Raw genomic sequence first — 19,178 nt, 5'->3', positions numbered from 1 at the left:
ATTCAAATCATTATCATTTAATAAATATATTTTAATTTAAGCAATTTACCTAAAATAATTTAAAGGTAATTTTAAATAACGAACACCATTCATTTCAGGCTCAGGAAATTTACCAGCATTCATATTGATTTGAATGGCTGGAAGGATTAGTTTTGGCATAGACAATGTAGCATCACGTTGTTCTCGCATAGCAATAAAGGCTTGTTTAGTCACTCCTGTATGGATGTGGATGTTTTCTTCACGTTGGGTATTGATGTCTGTTTGACAATGAAAATCTTGGCGTGATTCTGACAAGTAATCATGGCATAAATACAACCGAGTATGCTCGGGTAAGTTAAAAATTTTCATTACAGAATCATAAAGTTGTGCCGCACTACCCTTTGGAAAATCACAACGCGCTGTGCCATAATCAGGCATAAACAAAGTATCACCAACAAAGGCTGCATCACCAATCACATAGGTCAAACAAGCTGGAGTATGACCAGGTGTAGGGAGATTATATGCCTCTAACTCGCCAATTTTAAAAATTTCATGATCTTTAAATAAATAATCAAAGGAATGCTGTGCTTTTAAAGCCTCATAATCAATATTATAAATTTGACTAAAAGTATCTTGAACAGTCACAATTTTTTCACTCATGGCGATTTGACCACCTAACTGTGCTTTTAAATATTGCGATGCTGTTAAATGATCAGCATGTACATGTGTTTCAAGAATCCACTGCACTGTAAGATGATGTTTTTGAATATACTCAATAATATGGTCTGCATGTGTTGTCGATGTTGTTGCAGATGCCGCATCATAATCCAATACACTGTCAATAATGGCACAATATTGAGTAGCAGGATCAACCACCACATAACTAAAGCTATTACTGGCTTCATCAAAAAAATCTTGTACAAATGGATTCATAAACAATTATGCTCCTGTCACTTTGCGATGAATCAATATGCCAAACAGCATGGCAACAATAAAATATAAGGCTTGATAATGACCTAAACCAATCAATGTAAATGCTGGTGCTGGACAGATTCCAGCAATTCCCCAACCTATACCAAAAATGAAAGCGCCTGCAACTAACTTTGTATCGAGTTGGGTATTTTTTGGTAATTCGATCACTTCATTAAACACAGTCACAGGATTGCGTATCGCTTTTTGAAAAGGAATAAATGCAACGACTATTGCACCAATCATCACAAAAGCTAGACTTGGATCCCACCGGCCGAATATATCTAAGAAACCGATGACTTTTGCTGGATTCGACATACCTGAAAGCATTAAACCTACAGAAAATAGCCCGCCAAAGATAAATGCAAAGATATTTTTCATGATTAAGCTCCAATCACATGGCGCATCACATACACAGTGATAAATCCAGCCAGCATAAAGGTACAGGTTGCGACAATTGAGCGTTTAGACAAACGACTTATCCCACAAATTCCATGACCACTGGTGCAGCCTGATCCTAATCGTGTGCCAAAGCCTACCAATAGACCTGCGCTGACAAGTAAAATTGGGCTTGTCGTTAGCATCACAATTTCAGGATTAAAAATCTGTCCATAGATAAATGGTGTGCTGAATAACCCCAATAAAAACCACAAAGCAGGTGTTTTAAAAATTCTGTGTGGATTGAGGACTTGTGCAATTAGACCACTTATCCCAGCAACACGACCATTTACAAATAAGTAGCCAACTACAGCCAGACCAAGTAGGACTCCACCCAAAAAGGCCAATATAAAATCATGCATTGCTTTAAATCCATACAATATATGTTTTTATAATATATACTTATTTAAATTAATCAACCTCATCTTCAGATAATGATATATAGAAATATGCAAATCAAAGGCATAACTGCAAATATAATCCCTATATGCTTTGCTAGAGAATTGCACAGCTTATTTTTTAGTTTTGATTTAAATCACTGAATGGCTTTAATCATATTTATGAATAATAATCAAAAACTTATAATTTATTTTAATTTTTAATATTTTGCCAATAGACTTCTTTCATCAGTCCTTTTTAAAACGATAAATCAACATAAAATCCCCTTCATGCTAGCCTTATTCCAAAGTAAGAAGGAACTTTCAATACCAATATGTTTCACTCAACATGATCTTTTTTTGCTTTATAAAACAGATCTAATCATCAGATTAATTAAATTCACTCAATACTTTGTCTACAAACCATTTAGGGAAATACTCTACAACAGGATTTAGTTTTAGCACTTCAGCCTTTTCGATCTCTGCAATAAAAGCTGCTTTTTCACCGTGACTTGAATTATCAAAAATATATGCACGATCTGAGGCTTCAATTGCCAACATCAATAAATCTAAACTGCGATAATAGCGCTCACAGATTTTCTGCACAGGTACAGCATGGCCACCTGTAGCGACCCGATATTGCACACGTCCAATATTAATTTTTGGGTCAACAGTTGCCACATAGTACAGATACGTTTTAAAGCCTTGTTTCTGTGCTTCACGTAGAAACTTAACTTTGCTGATATGCGACATAACAGTTTCAAAAGTGAAACTTATTTTTAACCTTAAAAATTCCATCCGAATAAAATCGATAATGCGTGCGCAAAGGTAGGAGTCGATTTCATCCCGGTCAAATACAATGAGTCCATCCACAATTTGTGGTTTTAACGATAATAGCGGAACAACTTGCTCATTCTTTTTACGCTTTTTTTGTTTTAAAAATTTGAGTAGCGCAACGTTTGATAAATCATGATGATAATCATCTAAGCACAAACTTTGAGTCGCAGATAATTGTTTCTCAAGCTCATCTGCATTTAAATATGCCCCAATCTGATGGGGCGCTAAATAGTCTTTAATTGTGCTTTTACCTGATCCATTTGGACCAGCAAACATTCTTATTCTCGGCTGTCGCATATAAAGTTATGCCATCACCTCTTGTTTCTTTTTACGTTTTAACACACTGTGTTTAAGCTTGGGAACCACATAGGCAGAAGATAAATCTTCAACAACTTTGATCACACCATTGCGTTGTTGTACCAGCTGTTGATCTTTTACATAAGTGATTGTAGCGTTTGACTGACTTGCATGATTAAATGCCGCACTAAACGCATTTATAGCAAGCACTGGAATTGTTGCTTCCTCACGTAATGTCGTCTTCATTGCTGTAAATGTCGTCATGTCAAATATCCTCAGCTTGATTTTTAGCTGTAGTTACATCTTAACATATCACTTATTTTTGTCTATTTATTCAACTGTAAGCAGAGGAAATCTATTTCTGTAGAAAGTTAAAATAGAATGTGAAGATATATTCACAAAATTGATTTAGAAATTCATCAAAAAACATATGCTAAAAGCCATACGACAAGCCCTGACACAGTTATACTGTGCTAAATAATGGATGGAATCTACAGATGTCTAGTGATCTTGAAATTGATGTAATGCGTGAATCAGCTGCATCAGTCGTGACTATTTTAAAATCTTTAGCCAATACAGATCGCTTACTAATTTTATGCCATCTTGCTCAAGAAGAGTTAAATGTTTCGCAAATAGAAGAAAAAACTCAGATTAATCAACCAACGCTTTCTCAACAATTGATGATGTTACGTAAAAGTGATGTTGTTTCAACACGTCGTGATGGGAAGCAAATTTATTATTCTATTAAAGATCAAAAACTGACGGTGGTATTAACAACCTTATATGATTTGTATTGCCCGCAGGTTTAATACACATCTTAGCATCTAGATAAATTTAAAATAAAAACAAACAATTCATTATATAAGTTAGCTGTCGCTATTTTTCTTAGCATTTTTTCTGCATAATATATATGAAAATATGCTAATGAAGTTCCAATGGCTGCTCCTAAAGTTCAACTCAGTAAAATACTCCCTGCATGGCAATGGCTGCAAGACTATAATGTCCCTAAATTTAGGGCTGATCTACTTGCTGCTTTAATCGTCATTGCAATGCTTGTACCACAAGGTATGGCTTATGCCATGGTTGCTGGGTTACCTCCAGTGACAGGCTTATATGCCAGTATTTTACCCATGATCATCTATGCCATTATTGGTGGCAGTCCAACGCTTTCTATTGGTCCTGTTGCGCTGATTTCCATGATGACCTTTGCTACACTTGAGCCTCTCTATGAGGTGGGTTCACCTGTATATATTCAAGCAGCATGTTTATTGGCACTTCTTGTCGGCATACTTTCAAGCTTACTGGGAATTTTTAGATTTGGCTTTTTAATCCGTTTAATCAGCCATCCTGTGATTAAAAGTTTTATCATCGCATCCGCAGTATTGATTGCACTCAGCCAAGTTAAATTTATGCTCGATGTACCCTTAAAATCTGGCAATATTATCGAGTTTATTCAAAGCCTATGGCTATACATTAGCTTTACCAGTATTGAGACTTTGATTTTTGGTGTCTGTGCCATTCTGTTTTTGATTTACATCCCAGTTTTTTTTAAATCTAAGTTATGCCAATCTTTTGCACATTCTCTTCAATTCTGGGTGAAAGCACTGCCCTTGGTTCTTGTGTTTATTTCGATTGGGTTAATACATTTCCTGCATATAGACCAATTTGGTATCAAAACCGTAGGCGAGATTCCTTCGGGATTTCCACCAATTGCCATGCCTTACTGGCGTTGGGATTTGGTGATCCAACTTTTACCCGGTGCAGCCATGATTACCATGGTGAGTTTTGTCGAATCTATTTCTATTGCACAGACCACAGCGTTTCAGCAACGTAGTGAGCTTAATAGTAATCAAGAGCTGATTGCACTGGGTTTAGCCAACTTTAGCGCAGGTGTCACGTCAGCATTTCCTGTGACTGGCAGTTTATCACGTACAGTGGTTAATGCAGATGCAGGCGCAAAAACGCCTATGGCTGGTGTTTTATCTTCAATTTTTATCGTGATTGTGAGTTTATATTTTACTGGTTTATTTAAAGAGCTTCCTTTGGCGATTCTCGCTGTCACCATTATGGTCTCAATTTGGAAATTGGTTGATTTTAAACCCTTCATCGAAACATGGCGTTATTCCAAAGCGGATGGGATTGCGATGTGGGTTACATTCTTTGGGGTGTTGTGTATCGATATTTCAACAGGTTTGATTATTGGTATTGTTTCTACATTTTTATTGCTGTTATGGCGTATTAGCCGTCCGCATATTGCCGTCATTGGCTTAGTTGAAGGCACTCAACATTTTCGTAATATTTCAAGACATGATGTTTTGACCAGTACCAATATTGTGTCTATTCGTATTGATGAAAATCTAAGTTTTTTAAATGCCAATACTTTAAAAGAATTTATCATTTTAGAAGTCAGCAAACATCCAGAGCTACATCATGTAGTGATCAATTGCTCAAGTATTAGTAATATAGATGCAAGTGCTTTAGAAACTTTGGAAGAAATCAACAGCGATTTAAATAAATTAAAAATTCAAATGCATCTCACGGAAGTCAAAGGTCCAGTCATGGATCGTTTAAAACAGTCCAATTTAATTCGGCAGCTCAGTGGAAATATTTATTTAACGCATTACCAAGCCATGCATCAATTGGATGCCCAAACTTTTAGTTAAATAATCGTTTAAATTATCAACATTTTTTATTATGATTGCTGAAAAAGCTATATATTTTTTAATATCTTAATTTTTATGGCGAAATTGTATTATTTAAGTTTTCGCTTTTAGGTATAGAATACGCGGCTTGTTCATCGATTTTAGACCAGTTTAGGCATAAAGGTTCAACATGTTTGCTGTCCTAGCACGTTTAAGTTTAGTTACTCGTATTCTTATTGCCATTATTCTTGGTTTTATAGTTGCGTATCTATTCCCCAATTCAGCCCAATATTTCATTATTTTAGGCGAGCTTTTTATTAAAGCATTAAAATCCATTGCACCAATTCTTGTATTTGTCTTGGTTCTCTCTTCTATCGCTAACTTTAAAGTCGGCGAAGGTGCGAGTAACTTAAAACCAATTCTTGGATTATATGCAATTGGAATGTTACTGGCTGCGATTAGTGCCATTACAATAAGCACAATGTTTCCAAGTACTTTGGTTTTTGCACATGCAAGCGAAGTGACTTTACAGCCACCGGGTAGCGTAGCAGAAGTATTAAAAAACCTACTCCTCAGCTTTATTAGCAATCCAATAACAGCTTTGCATGAAGCAAATTTCATTGGCATTTTAGCTTGGGCTGTAGGCTTAGGTGCAGCACTTCGTCACGGTTCAGAAACCACTCAACAAGTGATTACAGATGTTGCGGATGCAATTAATGCCATCATTCGTGTAGTGATTGCATTTGCTCCTGTAGGAATCTTTGGCTTAGTTGTTGCTACATTTGCACAAGCAGGTTTAGAAACCTTAAAAAACTACGCCCAGTTAATTGCTGTACTTATTGGTACTATGCTTTTTGTAGCTCTCGTCATCAATCCATTGATTGTTGGTTTTGTGATGCGTAAAAACCCATATCCTTTGGTTTTAAAATGCTTAAGAGAAAGTGGAATCACTGCATTCTTTACCCGTAGTTCTGCAGCAAATATTCCGGTAAACCTTGACTTGGCAAAACGCTTAGGGGTAAATGATACCACTGCTAACGTTGCGATCCCATTAGGTGCAACAATTAACATGGCAGGTGCAGCGGTAACAATTACCGTGCTTACCCTTGCTGCTGTGCATACACTTGGTATTCAAGTTGATATCGTCACTATGGTGATCTTATCTGTGGTTTCTGTGGTAACAGCTTGTGGTGCGTCTGGTGTTGCTGGTGGTTCTTTGTTGTTAATTCCTGTGGCTTGTGGTTTATTTGGTATTCCTTCAGAAATCTCAATGCAAGTGATTGCAATTGGTATGGTGATTAGTGTGCTTCAAGACTCAACAGAAACAGCATTGAATTCCTCGACTGATGTCTTATTTACAGCAGCAGTTGATCTTTCTAAAAAGTAATATACAAGGTATATGAATAAAAAGAAGGAATTATGCCTCTACAGTATTTGCCCGTTTGGATTCAACTAGGTGCGTTTATGCTTGCAGTCAATGCAGGCATAATTAATGTGCTTGGTTTGATTACCGTCCTTCATCAATCCATCTCTCATATGACGGGCAATGCCAGTTTATTTGCGCAAGCATTGATTCATCAACAATATGATCATGTACTTTACCTTTTCTTGGTCATGCTCAGCTATGTGATTGGATCAAGTTATAGTGGCTTTATTTTAGGCAATAGCAATTTTAAACTGGGTCGTAGATATGGTGTTCCACTCAGCCTTGTGAGTGTGTTTATTTTGCTTTGCTGGTTATTTATTCCTTATTATCCAAAATATGCTTTACTCTGGGCAAGTACCGCAATGGGAATGCAAAATGCCATGGTCAGCCACTATAAAGGCACAATTATCCGCACTACACATCTTTCAGGGGTTTTAACCGATCTTGGTTTGGCTTTAGGCTATCTTTTTCGGGGACTCGGTATTGAAAAGCGCCGTGTCACATTGCATTTTTTGATTCTTTGCGGATTTATTCTGGGTGGGCTGATTGCCAGTATCGTGTATCCTTATTTACAATTAAATTCATTCCTTATCCCTGCTGGATTAAGTTTAATACTCAGCTTAACGTATTGGTTTATTTATTTTCGGCATGGTTCGAAACACATTTAATGGTTGGTTATTGTTATGGTCAAAAACGCATTGCAAGCACAGTTACTCAAAGCTGGCTTAGTGGATAATAAAAAAGCAAAGAAATTGTCAAAGCAGGCACAGCATGAGCAACGTACAGGTCAGAGTAATGAAGCTGAGCTTAAAGCTAAAATTGAACAAGACAAACAAGAGAAAATCAGTAAAGACCAAGCGCTGAATCAAGAGAAACAACGCATTTTAGATGAAAAAGCCTTAAAAGCTTCAATTATCCAAATGATTGGTCAACATAAAATCAAAGATACAGATGGCGATGCGGTCTATCAGTTTATTGATGGTTCGGTTAAGAAAATCTATATCAATCAGCAAGTTTATAATGCCCTAGTTTCAGGCAGTTTGGTGATCGCACATGACAATAATGATGCCTATGCAATTTTGCCTAAAGCTTTGGGTGAACGTATCAATGAAAAAATGACTGGATTTATTATTGTCAATAATTCTGAGAAGAATGAACAAGTGACAGATGAAGAAGATCCTTATGCTGCTTATGTTATTCCAGATGACTTGATGTGGTAATCCCCTATTATATTTTTAGAAATTTCATCAGCCTAATGCTTCAATCATTAGGCTTTTTTTTTAATTTAAATAAAATAAATTCAGCATTAATTTTTTTTTATCCATGCCCTTTTCCTCAAAATTTCTACATAATTGTGCGCTAATCTTACGCGAAATTACATAAATGGAACGATGCAACATGCACCGTACAAAACTTTACTGGGGTACATTGAGTACTTTAAGCCTTGCTATATTCGCCATCACCTCTGCAAGCCTTGCAAATGATGAAACGACAGCTACAAATAAAACCACTGAAGCGACTCAACTTAAAGAAAATGAATCACCAAAACAATTAAAAACCTTGGTTTTTGCCGCTGAACAAACACCTACTAAAGATCCTGATATCAGTGCGGTCGCTAAAACCATTGTGACACGTGAAGAAATGCTGCAATTCGGCGATCAATCGGTCAATGATGCTTTAAGGCGTGCAGCAGGCTTCCAAATGCCGACACCAGGACAAGGACCACGTGGATCAAGCGGTTCTGGCAGCATGCGTTTTCGTGGTGGTGGCGCACCAGTATTTTTGATTAATGGTGAAGCTGTACAAGGTGGACCACGTGGTGGTATGTCTATTGTTGACTCGATTACGCCTGAAATGATTGAACGAATTGAAATCACCAAACAACCTAGTGTAGCTCAAGCCTCAGTTGCATCTTCTGCAGTGATCAATATCATTTTAAAAGAACCCTTAGACGATGCTCGAATCAGTGGTAATGTTAAATTAGGATATGGCATCACCCAATCGGATCAAAAAGAAGAACAACGTAAAAATATCAGTGTACAAGCTGATGGGCGTGATGGTGCATGGATTTATAGTGTTTCAGCCAATCAAATGTGGAATGACAGTAAATCAAGCACAGAAATTGAAAATATAAATGGTACACGCCAACAAATACGCACTACCAATCGTACAAATACCATGTTTGCACCACGTATTGAATATCAAATTGATGATCAACAAAAACTGGTTTCAGAAATTTTTTATCGTAAGAATGAAAGTGATGGCTCTAGCAGTAATCAAGTTCAAAATGATAAGAATGACAGTGTTCGTTTAAATACCCGTTATGAGCGTAAAGATAAAGGAGACTCAGACAAAGTCCGCTTATCTATTGAAAAACAAAATGAAACTGAATCCACTCGTTCCAATCAATACAGTTCTTATATTGATGAAACTGTGAATGAATACGGCTTAGCTTATGATGGGGTACGCAAGTTTGATGAAAGCAAACAAGTAAAATTTGGACTTGATGCGCGTGCCAATGCGCTAGAAAGCAATATTGCTGACACATTAGACGAGCAACGTTATGCACTTTATTTGGAAGGCAGTTGGAAGTTTTCAAAACGTCAAACGCTTACCTTGGGTGCACGTCAGGAATGGTTAGAACGTTCAGGCTTGGTTGAATATAGTGATCAAAACCTAAGCCCTGTACTTGCACACCGTTTTGACTTTAACGATCAATGGTCTTTGCAAACCAATATTAGCCGCGCCTTTAAAAGTCCAAATAGTAACAATCTCATGCCGACTGTTTCCATTTCAACAGATGCTGATGCAGGCTCTATCAATAACCCAGACCGTGGTGGTAATCCCAATCTTCGACCTGAAAAGATCACCGCACTGGAAACGACTTTGGGCTATAACACTACTGCAGGTGGCTTAAATATTACGGCTTTTCATCGAGATATTGATGACTATATCGAAAAAGTGATTCGTCAAGAAGGCTCACGTTTTGTTGAACGTCCGTATAACCAAGACCAAGCAACAACCTATGGTGTCGAAGTTTCTGGTCGCTATGCCTTAAAACAAACTGATAATGGTCATTCATTTATGCTGAATGGACAATTATCGACAGTACGCGCCAAAATCGAAGACTCAGACCACAATACACGTTTAGCCAGCGATGTTGCCCCTTATACAGCAAGTACTGGGGTTTCATACAATTACCAGCCTTGGCAATTGGCAAGCAGTATTAATCTAAGCTACACGCCAGAATTTACCCGCGCTTTAGACAATCTTCCCTATGATCGCACAAGCAACAAACGTGTAAATGTTGATATTAGTGCGACAAAACGCTTCCCTAAAGGCTGGACAACAACACTGAGTGCTCGTAATATTTTGAGTACAGATTATAAAGAGCGCTTAAATAATCAAAGTGATGGTGCTTTATATGAAGCTCGGGTCAATGATGCTATTCCAAGTTTCTTGTTCAGTGTAGAGAAAAAATTCTAATATTAATTAGTACTCTTTATTTAGGACAAGACAACAGCAAAAATATAAAAAGCCAATGATTAACATTGGCTTTTTATTATTTCATTGTCCAATGATATGCATCAATTTCTTAATTTCTGTAGTTGAATATCATTCATTACCACTGTTCCACTTGATTTAGGAAAAGTGAAAGTCAGTTTATTTAAAAACAAGGGATCAATTCCCTGAAAAGCTTTAAGTGGGATACTGACCATATTTAACGCTTCAGCAGTTTTACCTTTATAAAACTCATCGCCTTCTGCACTCAGAAGAGGAATTCCATTCACTTTTTTTCTTGGAATAGTATAAAGAGCATCACTATAATCACTTGCAGTCACTGTAGATGTTTTACCATTTGAATCTGTCAATTCGATATTAATATCCTGACCTACATCTACAGGCAACGCAACCCGGAAGGTCAAACTGTCATAGCCCTGAGTTGAGAGATTATTTAATGGCAAACTATATACAGGATTGGCTTTCTCCCATGACAATTGTAGTTGATCAGGAGATGAAACCAATCCACCATTGTAGGCAGAAGCCGACTTATAGAATTCTGGAATAGAAGGATTAGAACATTTCAGATTTTTATCTGTGTCCTTTCCACCAAGATAAGATTTACATGAAATAATGCCATTCTGTAAGAAACCAGAGAATTTATTTAAGCCGCCCAACAAATTTGTTGTTAAAACATTATCATCCTCAAAGCGTTGAATTAATTTACTGCCATTTTGCTGTATTGTGACAATTGCTCTTTCATCACATGTTTCATCACCTTTCGGACAAGCGGATTGTGGCAATTGGCCTACAGCATTCCAGTAAGATTTAAATTGATTTTCATCGCCAACAAAGTAACGCATGAAACTATTAATAATAAATTGCCCCATATTACGTTGATCAATTGGATTTAAACGCACTGAATCTGGGCGGCTTGCATTACAATATGATGAGTCACTATACGCAGCTTCTTGGGTGGAATAATCATCATTTAACCATGTCGTATTGTAGAAATTATGGTTTGCTCCTCGTACCAGCACCTGAAATTTAGGCGCAGTATCATATTTCATACTGAATCGATTATTATCATAATTATTTACGCCTTGAAGGTCAGAGACATCTCCATCACAAGATGGCAATAGTGTTGCAACGGGCACATTGGTAATTCCTTTAATTTCTTCGAAATCCGTAGGTGCCAAAGCAAAAGCCGCTTTAAAGTTATAGGGTTTTACTGAATCTGTTGTTTTTGAAAAACTAATATTTTTAGCAAGCATTAATTCAAGCAACTTATTTTCATTGCCCGATTTTGCCTCTTCAATTAAATCTGGAAAATTTTTAAAATTATTAGGATTGTTCAATAAAGCTTGCTTAAATATAGTGATATCATTGCCAAAACGAGCTGTATTAAACTTAATGGCGAGATATATTCCTTGCCCTCCACGTGAATGCCCCATTATACCAATACTGTTAAAATCCAACTTTCCTTTGAGTTCGGTTAATAAGCCTGCACCACCAAAACGATCCAGTTGTTCCAGTTTATCTAAGGTACCTAAAACAAGCTGACCACGACTCTGAGAGGATGGGTCACCACCTGTTCCATTGATATCATTGGCATCGATAGATAGTACAACATATCCCTGCTCTGCCAAATTTTTTGCCAGATAATCATATCCTTTATAGCTTGGATCACGCGTGGAATGCTGCCCATGCAAAAAAATAATAATCGGAAACTTTTTTGTACTGTTATTTATATTTATCTGCGGATATCGAACCCATCCATGAAAAGGCACAATTCGTACATCACTTGCTTTGGTCTGGAGAGGCTGGCCATTATCACGCCAATCGCCTTTTCCATTAACGATTAAGTTGCCAAAATTGTATTCAATAGCGGGAGAAGAAATATATTTTGCCTCTCCTATAACATCAGGCACTCGTGCCATAAAGCGCTTATCGTCTCCAAATATACCATTAACCTTAGCCTCAGATGGTGTATCCGACTTAGTTGAGGTACCTAGTGAAGAACTCTCTTTATTTTCAGAAACTATTTGTGCTGAACCCTCTACAGGACCTGTATAATTATCCTTATCTGAACCGCAGCCAAATAGAAGAAAACTTGAAATAGATATTAGTATTAATTTGGAGCTTTTTTTCATCTCATTCTCATCTTTTACTTAAATAATCGATTTTTTACTTAGCAAAAAAAATGCCAAAAGTCAGAAGCTACTAAATTTAGAAATTATTAACAGTGTGTCCTTAAATGAACATCAACTTCGGTAAAAGTGAAATGCAATGAATTGTTGGTAATTAAAACTCAGAATAAAATTCAATAAAAATATTAAGATTATTTTAAACGTCATAATGCAGCTTGAAGCAATTTCAACCACAATATGAGTAAGAATAAAGCATCGCTTTATTCACAGTACAAGGCAAAGAACTGAAGTATTTTTTACTGCTACGTCATTAGTTTGCGAAAAAGTATTTCTTATTGTTTAGTATGACTAAATCTCTTATTTCGTACTTTATATCGACCCAAAAATACTCACCGTTGCAAAATCGTCAAATGATCAACAGTCCTAAATATAAAAACCACAAATGATAAAACAGAGTAAACAAACTGTTTCCGCGATTTCTATACTGGCACCAATGGTATCACCCGTAATGCCATCGATTCGTTGAATAAACTTATAGCGAAGATAAATTAAGGTCAAAATAAAAATCGTCGCGGTCACTAAACCAACCCAGACAAAATAACCTGCACCCAATAAACTGATACCAAAAATGATCATTGCCCAAGTTTTAGGGATATATTGAGCAATAGACCAGCCTAAGCCCTTTTCACGGACATATTCAGTGGTCAGAAATAAAAATAATGGTGTTAAACGCCCTAAAATAGGAAATAGAATCAAAGCAGTATAGTGTTGCTCCTGTAATAACACATACAGTGCAGACCATTTAATCAAACAGATAACAATTAAACTCAGCACACCAAACGGTCCACATGCTGGGTCTTTCATAATTCTTAAGGTATTTTCTTTATCACCAAAGCCACCGACCCAAGCATCCGCAGTATCCGCTAAACCATCTAAATGTAAGCCACCCGTGAGTAAAATCCAGATGACCAGAATAATGGTACTGAGTAAAACAACGGGGAGAACATGTAAAAAACTGGCGACAGCAAACAGAACCAAACCAATCAAAAGCCCAATCACTGGATAAAATAGCAGTGATCGACCATTTTGTTTTGGCGAAGGCATATTTTTTAAATGAACAGGGAAAATCGTTAAAAATTGCAATGCAATAAAAAATGGAGTCATCTATTGTCCTCCAATAACTCTAACTGCATGGTTTCACTGTCCAACATAAAGCGGTTTAATTGCCCAAGTTCTGCTGACATTTTTAAAATATCATCAAGAGATTGTTGTAGCGCCATACATTTTAAAAGTTTGATCACACCGCCATGCGTCACAATCAAAGCTGTTTGGCTTTGTGTAACCAGCATCTGCTCTTTGATCGCTTGTAATGCTTGCTTAATTCGATACTGAAAATCTAAATATCTTTCAGCATTTGGCGGGGTAAAGTGTGTCGGAGATTGCCAAAAATTTTCTAATAACTCAGGCGTTTTTGCATAGATCTGCTGTGTTGAAATACCTTCCCAATCACCAAAATGAATTTCTTGTAGTCTGTGATCTTGCATCAGTGGTATTTGAACTTGTTCAGAAAGTTTCTGTGCAAATGAGAAACAGCGCTTTAAAGGCGAGCTAAACATAAAATCCCATTGCGTTTGCACAGAGGATTGATCATAGGAAATGGTCTGGTGCATTTGTTGCCAGCCCAATTCTGTCAATTCATCATCAGTCGAACCACGCAAAGTATGATTCAGCGTAGTTTCCCCATGACGTAATAGATCAATCCTCAGTTTCATGCATATGCTCTTTTTAAATTATGAATAAGTTTAAACTTTCTCGCCAATTACCGCAGCTTCTGCAAAAGTGGCCATGTTGTTATGTAAACTGCATGCCAACTTGATCACACCAAGGGCAGCACCCGCACCACTGCCTTCCCCCAAACGTAAATTAAGCTTTAATAATGGATCAGCATTCAATTCTTGTAATAGGCGTTGATGCCCATATTCAGCAGACTGATGACCGAACAACATCCATTGTCGAACTTCAGGATTGAGTCGTACCGCGACTAATGCCGCCACAGAACTAATAAAGCCATCGACAATTACAGGCATCCCAAGTTGAGCACAGCGAATATAAGCTCCTGTCATTGCAGCAATTTCTAAGCCACCTACAGCACACAAAGCTTTAAACGCATCATTTTCAACATAATTTTTATGTAACTCAAGTGAATGCTGGATGATATTTTTTTTATGAATCAACTGATCAGCACGAATCCCTGTTCCTACACCTGTCAGTTGCTCAGCAGGTTCATTTAATAAGAAACATGCAATCGCAGAAGCTGAACAGGTATTTCCAATTCCCATTTCTCCAGCAATGTAAATTGAAGCACCCTGTGCAATGGCTCTTTCTACACTCTCACGCCCTAGCGCCATGGCTTGCTGACATTGTTGTTCAGTCATTGCCACTTGTTGAGCAAAATTGGCAGTCCCTTGAGCGATACTATGACGTTCAACGCCTTGATATTGGTAAACCTCACCCACTGTGCCGCAATCAATGACTTGTAAAGTCGCAGCATATTCTTTAGCAATCACACTGATACAAGCCCCACCCGTTGCAAAGTTTTGCAACATTTGGCGCGTTACAGCTTGCGGATATGCTGAAATATTTTCAGCCATTACCCCATGATCACCTGCAAAAATCGTGATCCAAGGTTTATCTACATTCGGTTTTGAATTACTTTGCAAAGCTGCCAATTGCACGGCGACATTTTCCAAAACAGACAGCGAGCCTGTTGGCTTAGTCAATTGTAATTGACGTTCTTCAGCCTGTTGTTTTGTTTCTGCGTTTGGCACTTTACATGCTTCTAACCACCAATTCATTGTTGCTCTCCATCTCGTATTTTAAAAATTCATTGTTAATCGTTAAAATGCTCAAGTTTATATGATAAAAATCACAATATTTATCCTTTTAATAACATCGGAAAACCAGCGACGCAAAACACTACTTTATCAGCAATTTGACCTAATAGTTGATGTAAACGTCCTGATTCATCAACAAATTTTCGGGTTATTTCACCCATTGGTATAACACCTAGTCCTGTTTCATTGCTGACTAAAATAATTTTAGACTTTAATGTAGGTAGAATTTTCAGCAATTTTTCACATTCGATGCACTGCAGATTTGAGTTCTCATGCATCAATAAATTACTTATCCATAAGGTTAAGCAATCCACCAAAATCACCTGCTTTTCTTGATCTATTTGTTTTAAACAATCTGCTAGGTAAAGTGGTTCTTCAATCAGCCGCCATCCATCAGGTCGTTGTGTCTGATGGTGTGAAATACGTTGTCGCATTTCATCATCCCACGCTTGGGCGGTAGCAATATAAATGACCTCTAGATTTGAGTCTTTTGCGATTTGTTCAGCTAATTTACTTTTGCCTGAACGCGCGCCACCTAGGATTAATTGCAACATAAATTTGACTCCCAAGATCCATCTGTTTTTTTCGGATTGAGTATAAGCTGATGTAACGCGGTTAAAGGCCCCTGTAAGACTTGTGCCTGATATATACCAAAATTAAGCTGCTCAATACTAATTTCAAAACTTTTTTGATCAATCTTTTCAATAGCTTTAAATATTTGTTGGGCTTTAAATTCTGCTGAATACAAACCCAAGGTGATATGCGGGCAATATTCTAAAGCAGCAATTTCTTGGCTCGAATGGGATAATAATTGTCGAATATTGCTTAGGCTATTTTCATGATCTTGAATTTCTATAAATAAAGCACTGCTAAAACTATTTATTTTTCCTGTTGTTAATTTAAAACTATTTAACTGGTTTTGGCTCAAAATTTTAAGCTGTTGTTGAAATTTACTTTGGATAAAATCATCATCAAATTGCTTTTTATCTTCTGTTAGAAAACCACAAATATACAATGTGATATGAAATTGGCGTGTATTGGGGTGCAATAAATAGTTTGAGAATTTTTCTGTTAAATCGCTTAAATAAGCCAATAATTCAGGATGATGAATTTCGATATACCATAAGGCGTAGTGTTTTCTCCCTTTGTGCCACTCGGGATAATCATGTGTCTCAGTTGGCGTTGTTAAACTTTGAGAATCTAAAAACACATCAAATTCACATTAATTTTAATGCTTCTATTAAAGCACGTAATCATCATGTTTAAATCTTGAATTGACTGAGTGTTGTTCAATTGAAAATGAATTTTATTCAGTCAGATTTTATGATTGCCTGATAAAAATCCAACATAGATTCAAAGTAGTAATCTGCTCTCGCCAGCATGGTCTGATTTGGTTCTTTAATATCCTCAATCAAAATCGTTACTCCCCCAGCCAAATCTGCCGAAATAATCCCATTTTCAGAATCTTCAATCATCAAGCTGTGTTGCGGATTTAGATTTAATAAGGTGCAGGCTTTGTTAAAAATTTCTGGGTGTGGTTTACCTTGTATCACCTCATCGCCACAGACCAACAAGGTAAAATAATGATCAATTTTTGCAAGTTTTAAATATTTTTCAGCAATTTTTCGGGTACTAGATGTAGCGACAGCCAATCGGATATTTTGAGATTGCAAATAAGCTAATATTTCTAAAAGCCCAGCTTTCACTGGTACGCCTTGCGACAAAATCATCTCAAGTTCAATTTGTTCAGCACGTTGCCGAATGTGCTGGTAAGGGATATCTTGACCATAAAACTTTTGTGCTAAGTGTTCTGAGCTTAACGCATTAAGCCCTAAACATTGCATCAAATAATCTAAGCTAAATTCTACACCAGTGATTTCCAAAGACGCTTGTTTTAACACATCAAATCTAAGCCGTTCAGTGTCCAGCATCGTACCGTCCATATCAAAAATAGCAGCTTGAATCGTATGTTGCTGGAATTTCACAGTGTTCCTTTTATAAACAGATTAAAAGGGAGAAACCAGTTCTCCCTCAAATTTTATAGCAATCTATTGAATACTATAACATTGTTTCAACTTTAAATAATCATAATAATAGCTGTTTGCTTTATAGCGGGCATAATCACAATCTTTTTTAAAAGCAATCTCTTTTTCGTTATAGAGCATTTTTAACAAAGTCTGCCCTTGCGAATTCTGATAAATATCCCACTGTAAGTTTGCTGCCATCGGTGAGATATCTTCACCACGCCACGCACTATTTGAATAATTAAACGTCTGCGTCAAGGGCACAGATTGCATCATCCCCTTTAACTCTAAGCTGGTGGCTAAAGGGATTATGATTTCAGCATGAGCAAATCTTAATACAGCAACATTCTTTTGTGTATTGCTCATAACATCATCAACTTGTTTAAATAAATCCTGTTTGAGTGATTTGGCAATATCTGTTGTTACAGCTTTGCCTGTATCAAAGCTTGGGCCCTTACTATAAAAATCATTGGCATCGTTATATTGCGCATAAAACTTAGCCGCTTCAATTGGCATATATTTTTTAAAATTTGTCGCTCCAAGCTCGTCTTGCATTCCGCCAGTGATTGAATACAACTCGTACACATAAGCAGCAGCATCTACTGCACTGGCAATGGTATTTTTCCCCTTTCCTTTTTCAGTAATCTGTTCACCTTTAGGGCTTGTTACAGTGAATGATCCTGAATTACTAAAGCTATAGCCAGTTTGACCAATTTTTTGAATAAACGCTGTTTTAAAAATTGGGCTTAATACTTCTGTTGCGATTTTTTGCGCATTAGGATCTGCACTTAACTCTTTTATTTTTTGTTTTAAGTTAACGTCATTCTCTTCAAAATCTTGATATTTTAAACTAGCCGCATAGACTGTTTTGTCTAAATCCGTTTTGACATTGGCCAAATCGTCTTGTGCATTTAAACTATGAAAATACAGATGAAAGCGATTTACCCCGCCATCGACAATACTTGGTATAGAGGTACTGTTGAGGCTTTGATAGCTTGCTGGTGTAATTGCAGTCTTTAAACTTGGTTGCTGTTTCAACAATTCATTGGTAAAAAATTTAGCACTGTCCACCGCACGATCCACACCCGAACTGACGATCTGTACAGATTTACCTTGTTGACTGGCTTGATTAAACAATTGTGGTAAGCGTTGTAATAAGCGATCTGCAATACCCTGATGTTCTTTAATACCTACAGAAGTTTCGTTGCCATAGCCATACTGGCGTATACCTTCCACTCCATAACCCAATAGAATATTGGCTTTCATCATAGCTTCTAAATCAGCACCCAATTGTTCACCCAATGGCGTTAAGGCATTTTCCTGTTTTGCTTTTAACCACATGTTGTATAGAGCTAAATCATATTTAATACTCGACAAACCTCGCGAACCATGACGCGCGACTAACTCTGTAAAAACTACACGATAACCTGCTGGCGTTGCTTCATAACTGCTTAGTTTCTGCTGGGGTTGATAGGGTTGTTTGGTCTGTAAATATAGGGATGCATCAGCTTTAGGTGGGACGACAACAGCTGAATTATCATCCTGATCATTATTGCAGGCTGTTAAAAATAGTCCTGAAGCAAAACAAATGATTAGCGAATGTTTAATTTTAAATGGTTTCATCATTGAAATGTCATATTTGAT

19 protein-coding genes are annotated in these 19,178 nt (G+C 37.0%); 6 read left to right on the top strand and 13 right to left on the bottom strand.

The window, feature by feature from the left end; all coding sequences use genetic code 11:
• Positions 1 to 45: 45 nt before the first annotated feature.
• The 5 genes from F981_RS07690 to F981_RS07670 all read right to left on the bottom strand — a co-directional run bounded on the left by F981_RS07690 (position 46) and on the right by F981_RS07670 (position 3,161).
• Positions 46 to 912, bottom strand: coding sequence for an MBL fold metallo-hydrolase (locus F981_RS07690; protein ID WP_004720224.1), 867 nt, complete (start codon positions 910 to 912; stop codon positions 46 to 48).
• A gap of 6 nt (positions 913 to 918) precedes the next feature.
• Complete coding sequence (locus F981_RS07685; protein ID WP_004720223.1) at positions 919 to 1,329, bottom strand: DUF6691 family protein; 411 nt, start codon at positions 1,327 to 1,329, stop codon at positions 919 to 921.
• 2 nt (positions 1,330 to 1,331) lie between these two features.
• Entirely contained in the window at positions 1,332 to 1,748 is a 417-nt protein-coding gene (locus F981_RS07680; RefSeq protein ID WP_004720222.1) for a YeeE/YedE family protein, read from the bottom strand.
• 405 nt (positions 1,749 to 2,153) lie between these two features.
• Positions 2,154 to 2,897 carry an ATPase gene (locus F981_RS07675; RefSeq protein WP_035372284.1) on the bottom strand — a complete coding sequence of 248 codons (744 nt, stop codon included), beginning with the start codon at positions 2,895 to 2,897 and terminating at the stop codon, positions 2,154 to 2,156.
• A 6-nt stretch (positions 2,898 to 2,903) separates the two neighbouring features.
• The gene (locus F981_RS07670; RefSeq protein WP_004720220.1) at positions 2,904 to 3,161 is read right to left on the bottom strand and encodes a hypothetical protein; all 258 of its coding nucleotides are present in this window, start codon (positions 3,159 to 3,161) and stop codon (positions 2,904 to 2,906) included.
• A 233-nt stretch (positions 3,162 to 3,394) separates the two neighbouring features.
• Between F981_RS07670 and F981_RS07665 the strand changes: the two genes are divergently transcribed.
• The 6 genes from F981_RS07665 (at position 3,395) to F981_RS07640 (ending at position 10,451) form a co-directional block, all read left to right on the top strand.
• The gene (locus F981_RS07665; protein WP_004720219.1) at positions 3,395 to 3,706 is read left to right on the top strand and encodes an ArsR/SmtB family transcription factor; all 312 of its coding nucleotides are present in this window, start codon (positions 3,395 to 3,397) and stop codon (positions 3,704 to 3,706) included.
• Positions 3,707 to 3,832: 126 nt separating this feature from the next.
• The gene (locus tag F981_RS07660; protein WP_004720217.1) at positions 3,833 to 5,560 is read left to right on the top strand and encodes a SulP family inorganic anion transporter; all 1,728 of its coding nucleotides are present in this window, start codon (positions 3,833 to 3,835) and stop codon (positions 5,558 to 5,560) included.
• 169 nt (positions 5,561 to 5,729) lie between these two features.
• Positions 5,730 to 6,926 (top strand): serine/threonine transporter SstT, encoded by a 1,197-nt coding sequence (gene sstT / locus F981_RS07655; protein WP_004720214.1) that lies wholly within the window; start codon positions 5,730 to 5,732, stop codon positions 6,924 to 6,926.
• Positions 6,927 to 6,958: 32 nt separating this feature from the next.
• Entirely contained in the window at positions 6,959 to 7,633 is a 675-nt protein-coding gene (locus F981_RS07650) for a YoaK family protein (protein WP_004720212.1), read from the top strand.
• Between the two features lie 15 nt (positions 7,634 to 7,648).
• Positions 7,649 to 8,185, top strand: a complete 537-nt coding sequence (locus F981_RS07645; RefSeq protein WP_004720210.1) for a DUF2058 domain-containing protein — start codon at positions 7,649 to 7,651, stop codon at positions 8,183 to 8,185.
• Positions 8,186 to 8,363: 178 nt separating this feature from the next.
• Positions 8,364 to 10,451: a TonB-dependent receptor plug domain-containing protein gene (locus tag F981_RS07640; protein ID WP_004720208.1), complete on the top strand. Its 2,088-nt coding sequence runs from the start codon at positions 8,364 to 8,366 to the stop codon at positions 10,449 to 10,451.
• 101 nt (positions 10,452 to 10,552) lie between these two features.
• On the opposite strand, the gene F981_RS07635 is transcribed toward F981_RS07640, so the two are convergent.
• From F981_RS07635 to F981_RS07600, 8 genes are all read right to left on the bottom strand, one after another.
• Positions 10,553 to 12,619: an alpha/beta hydrolase gene (locus F981_RS07635; protein ID WP_004720205.1), complete on the bottom strand. Its 2,067-nt coding sequence runs from the start codon at positions 12,617 to 12,619 to the stop codon at positions 10,553 to 10,555.
• A gap of 420 nt (positions 12,620 to 13,039) precedes the next feature.
• Positions 13,040 to 13,780: an adenosylcobinamide-GDP ribazoletransferase gene (locus F981_RS07630; RefSeq protein ID WP_004720203.1), complete on the bottom strand. Its 741-nt coding sequence runs from the start codon at positions 13,778 to 13,780 to the stop codon at positions 13,040 to 13,042.
• A complete protein-coding gene (locus tag F981_RS07625) occupies positions 13,777 to 14,388 on the bottom strand; it encodes a histidine phosphatase family protein (RefSeq protein WP_004720201.1) in 612 nt (203 codons plus the stop codon). The genes F981_RS07630 and F981_RS07625 overlap by 4 nt, the downstream gene beginning before the upstream one ends.
• 30 nt (positions 14,389 to 14,418) lie before the next feature.
• Complete coding sequence (gene cobT, locus F981_RS07620; RefSeq protein WP_004720200.1) at positions 14,419 to 15,471, bottom strand: nicotinate-nucleotide--dimethylbenzimidazole phosphoribosyltransferase; 1,053 nt, start codon at positions 15,469 to 15,471, stop codon at positions 14,419 to 14,421.
• Between the two features lie 80 nt (positions 15,472 to 15,551).
• Complete coding sequence (gene cobU / locus F981_RS07615) at positions 15,552 to 16,064, bottom strand: bifunctional adenosylcobinamide kinase/adenosylcobinamide-phosphate guanylyltransferase (protein ID WP_004720198.1); 513 nt, start codon at positions 16,062 to 16,064, stop codon at positions 15,552 to 15,554.
• Entirely contained in the window at positions 16,052 to 16,720 is a 669-nt protein-coding gene (locus F981_RS07610; protein ID WP_004720197.1) for a 2'-5' RNA ligase family protein, read from the bottom strand. Before F981_RS07610 ends, cobU begins: the two co-directional genes overlap by 13 nt.
• Before the next feature lie 100 nt (positions 16,721 to 16,820).
• Positions 16,821 to 17,495 carry an HAD family hydrolase gene (locus tag F981_RS07605; protein ID WP_004720195.1) on the bottom strand — a complete coding sequence of 225 codons (675 nt, stop codon included), beginning with the start codon at positions 17,493 to 17,495 and terminating at the stop codon, positions 16,821 to 16,823.
• A gap of 63 nt (positions 17,496 to 17,558) precedes the next feature.
• Positions 17,559 to 19,157 (bottom strand): histidine-type phosphatase, encoded by a 1,599-nt coding sequence (locus F981_RS07600; protein ID WP_171066941.1) that lies wholly within the window; start codon positions 19,155 to 19,157, stop codon positions 17,559 to 17,561.
• Positions 19,158 to 19,178: the final 21 nt, after the last annotated feature.

It is taken from the genome of Acinetobacter guillouiae CIP 63.46 (assembly GCF_000368145.1).
Classification (GTDB): domain Bacteria; phylum Pseudomonadota; class Gammaproteobacteria; order Pseudomonadales; family Moraxellaceae; genus Acinetobacter; species Acinetobacter guillouiae.
This window is presented reverse-complemented; position numbering and strand designations above follow the sequence as displayed.

Coding starts and splice junctions, on each gene's coding strand:
- F981_RS07690 (WP_004720224.1), bottom strand. CDS start 912: ATGAATCCATTTGTACAAGATTTTTTTGATGAAGCCAGTAATAGCTTT.
- F981_RS07685 (WP_004720223.1), bottom strand. CDS start 1,329: ATGAAAAATATCTTTGCATTTATCTTTGGCGGGCTATTTTCTGTAGGT.
- F981_RS07680 (WP_004720222.1), bottom strand. CDS start 1,748: ATGCATGATTTTATATTGGCCTTTTTGGGTGGAGTCCTACTTGGTCTG.
- F981_RS07675 (WP_035372284.1), bottom strand. CDS start 2,897: ATGCGACAGCCGAGAATAAGAATGTTTGCTGGTCCAAATGGATCAGGT.
- F981_RS07670 (WP_004720220.1), bottom strand. CDS start 3,161: ATGACGACATTTACAGCAATGAAGACGACATTACGTGAGGAAGCAACA.
- F981_RS07665 (WP_004720219.1), top strand. CDS start 3,395: ATGTCTAGTGATCTTGAAATTGATGTAATGCGTGAATCAGCTGCATCA.
- F981_RS07660 (WP_004720217.1), top strand. CDS start 3,833: ATGGCTGCTCCTAAAGTTCAACTCAGTAAAATACTCCCTGCATGGCAA.
- sstT (WP_004720214.1), top strand. CDS start 5,730: ATGTTTGCTGTCCTAGCACGTTTAAGTTTAGTTACTCGTATTCTTATT.
- F981_RS07650 (WP_004720212.1), top strand. CDS start 6,959: ATGCCTCTACAGTATTTGCCCGTTTGGATTCAACTAGGTGCGTTTATG.
- F981_RS07645 (WP_004720210.1), top strand. CDS start 7,649: ATGGTCAAAAACGCATTGCAAGCACAGTTACTCAAAGCTGGCTTAGTG.
- F981_RS07640 (WP_004720208.1), top strand. CDS start 8,364: ATGCACCGTACAAAACTTTACTGGGGTACATTGAGTACTTTAAGCCTT.
- F981_RS07635 (WP_004720205.1), bottom strand. CDS start 12,619: ATGAAAAAAAGCTCCAAATTAATACTAATATCTATTTCAAGTTTTCTT.
- F981_RS07630 (WP_004720203.1), bottom strand. CDS start 13,780: ATGACTCCATTTTTTATTGCATTGCAATTTTTAACGATTTTCCCTGTT.
- F981_RS07625 (WP_004720201.1), bottom strand. CDS start 14,388: ATGAAACTGAGGATTGATCTATTACGTCATGGGGAAACTACGCTGAAT.
- cobT (WP_004720200.1), bottom strand. CDS start 15,471: ATGAATTGGTGGTTAGAAGCATGTAAAGTGCCAAACGCAGAAACAAAA.
- cobU (WP_004720198.1), bottom strand. CDS start 16,064: ATGTTGCAATTAATCCTAGGTGGCGCGCGTTCAGGCAAAAGTAAATTA.
- F981_RS07600 (WP_171066941.1), bottom strand. CDS start 19,157: ATGAAACCATTTAAAATTAAACATTCGCTAATCATTTGTTTTGCTTCA.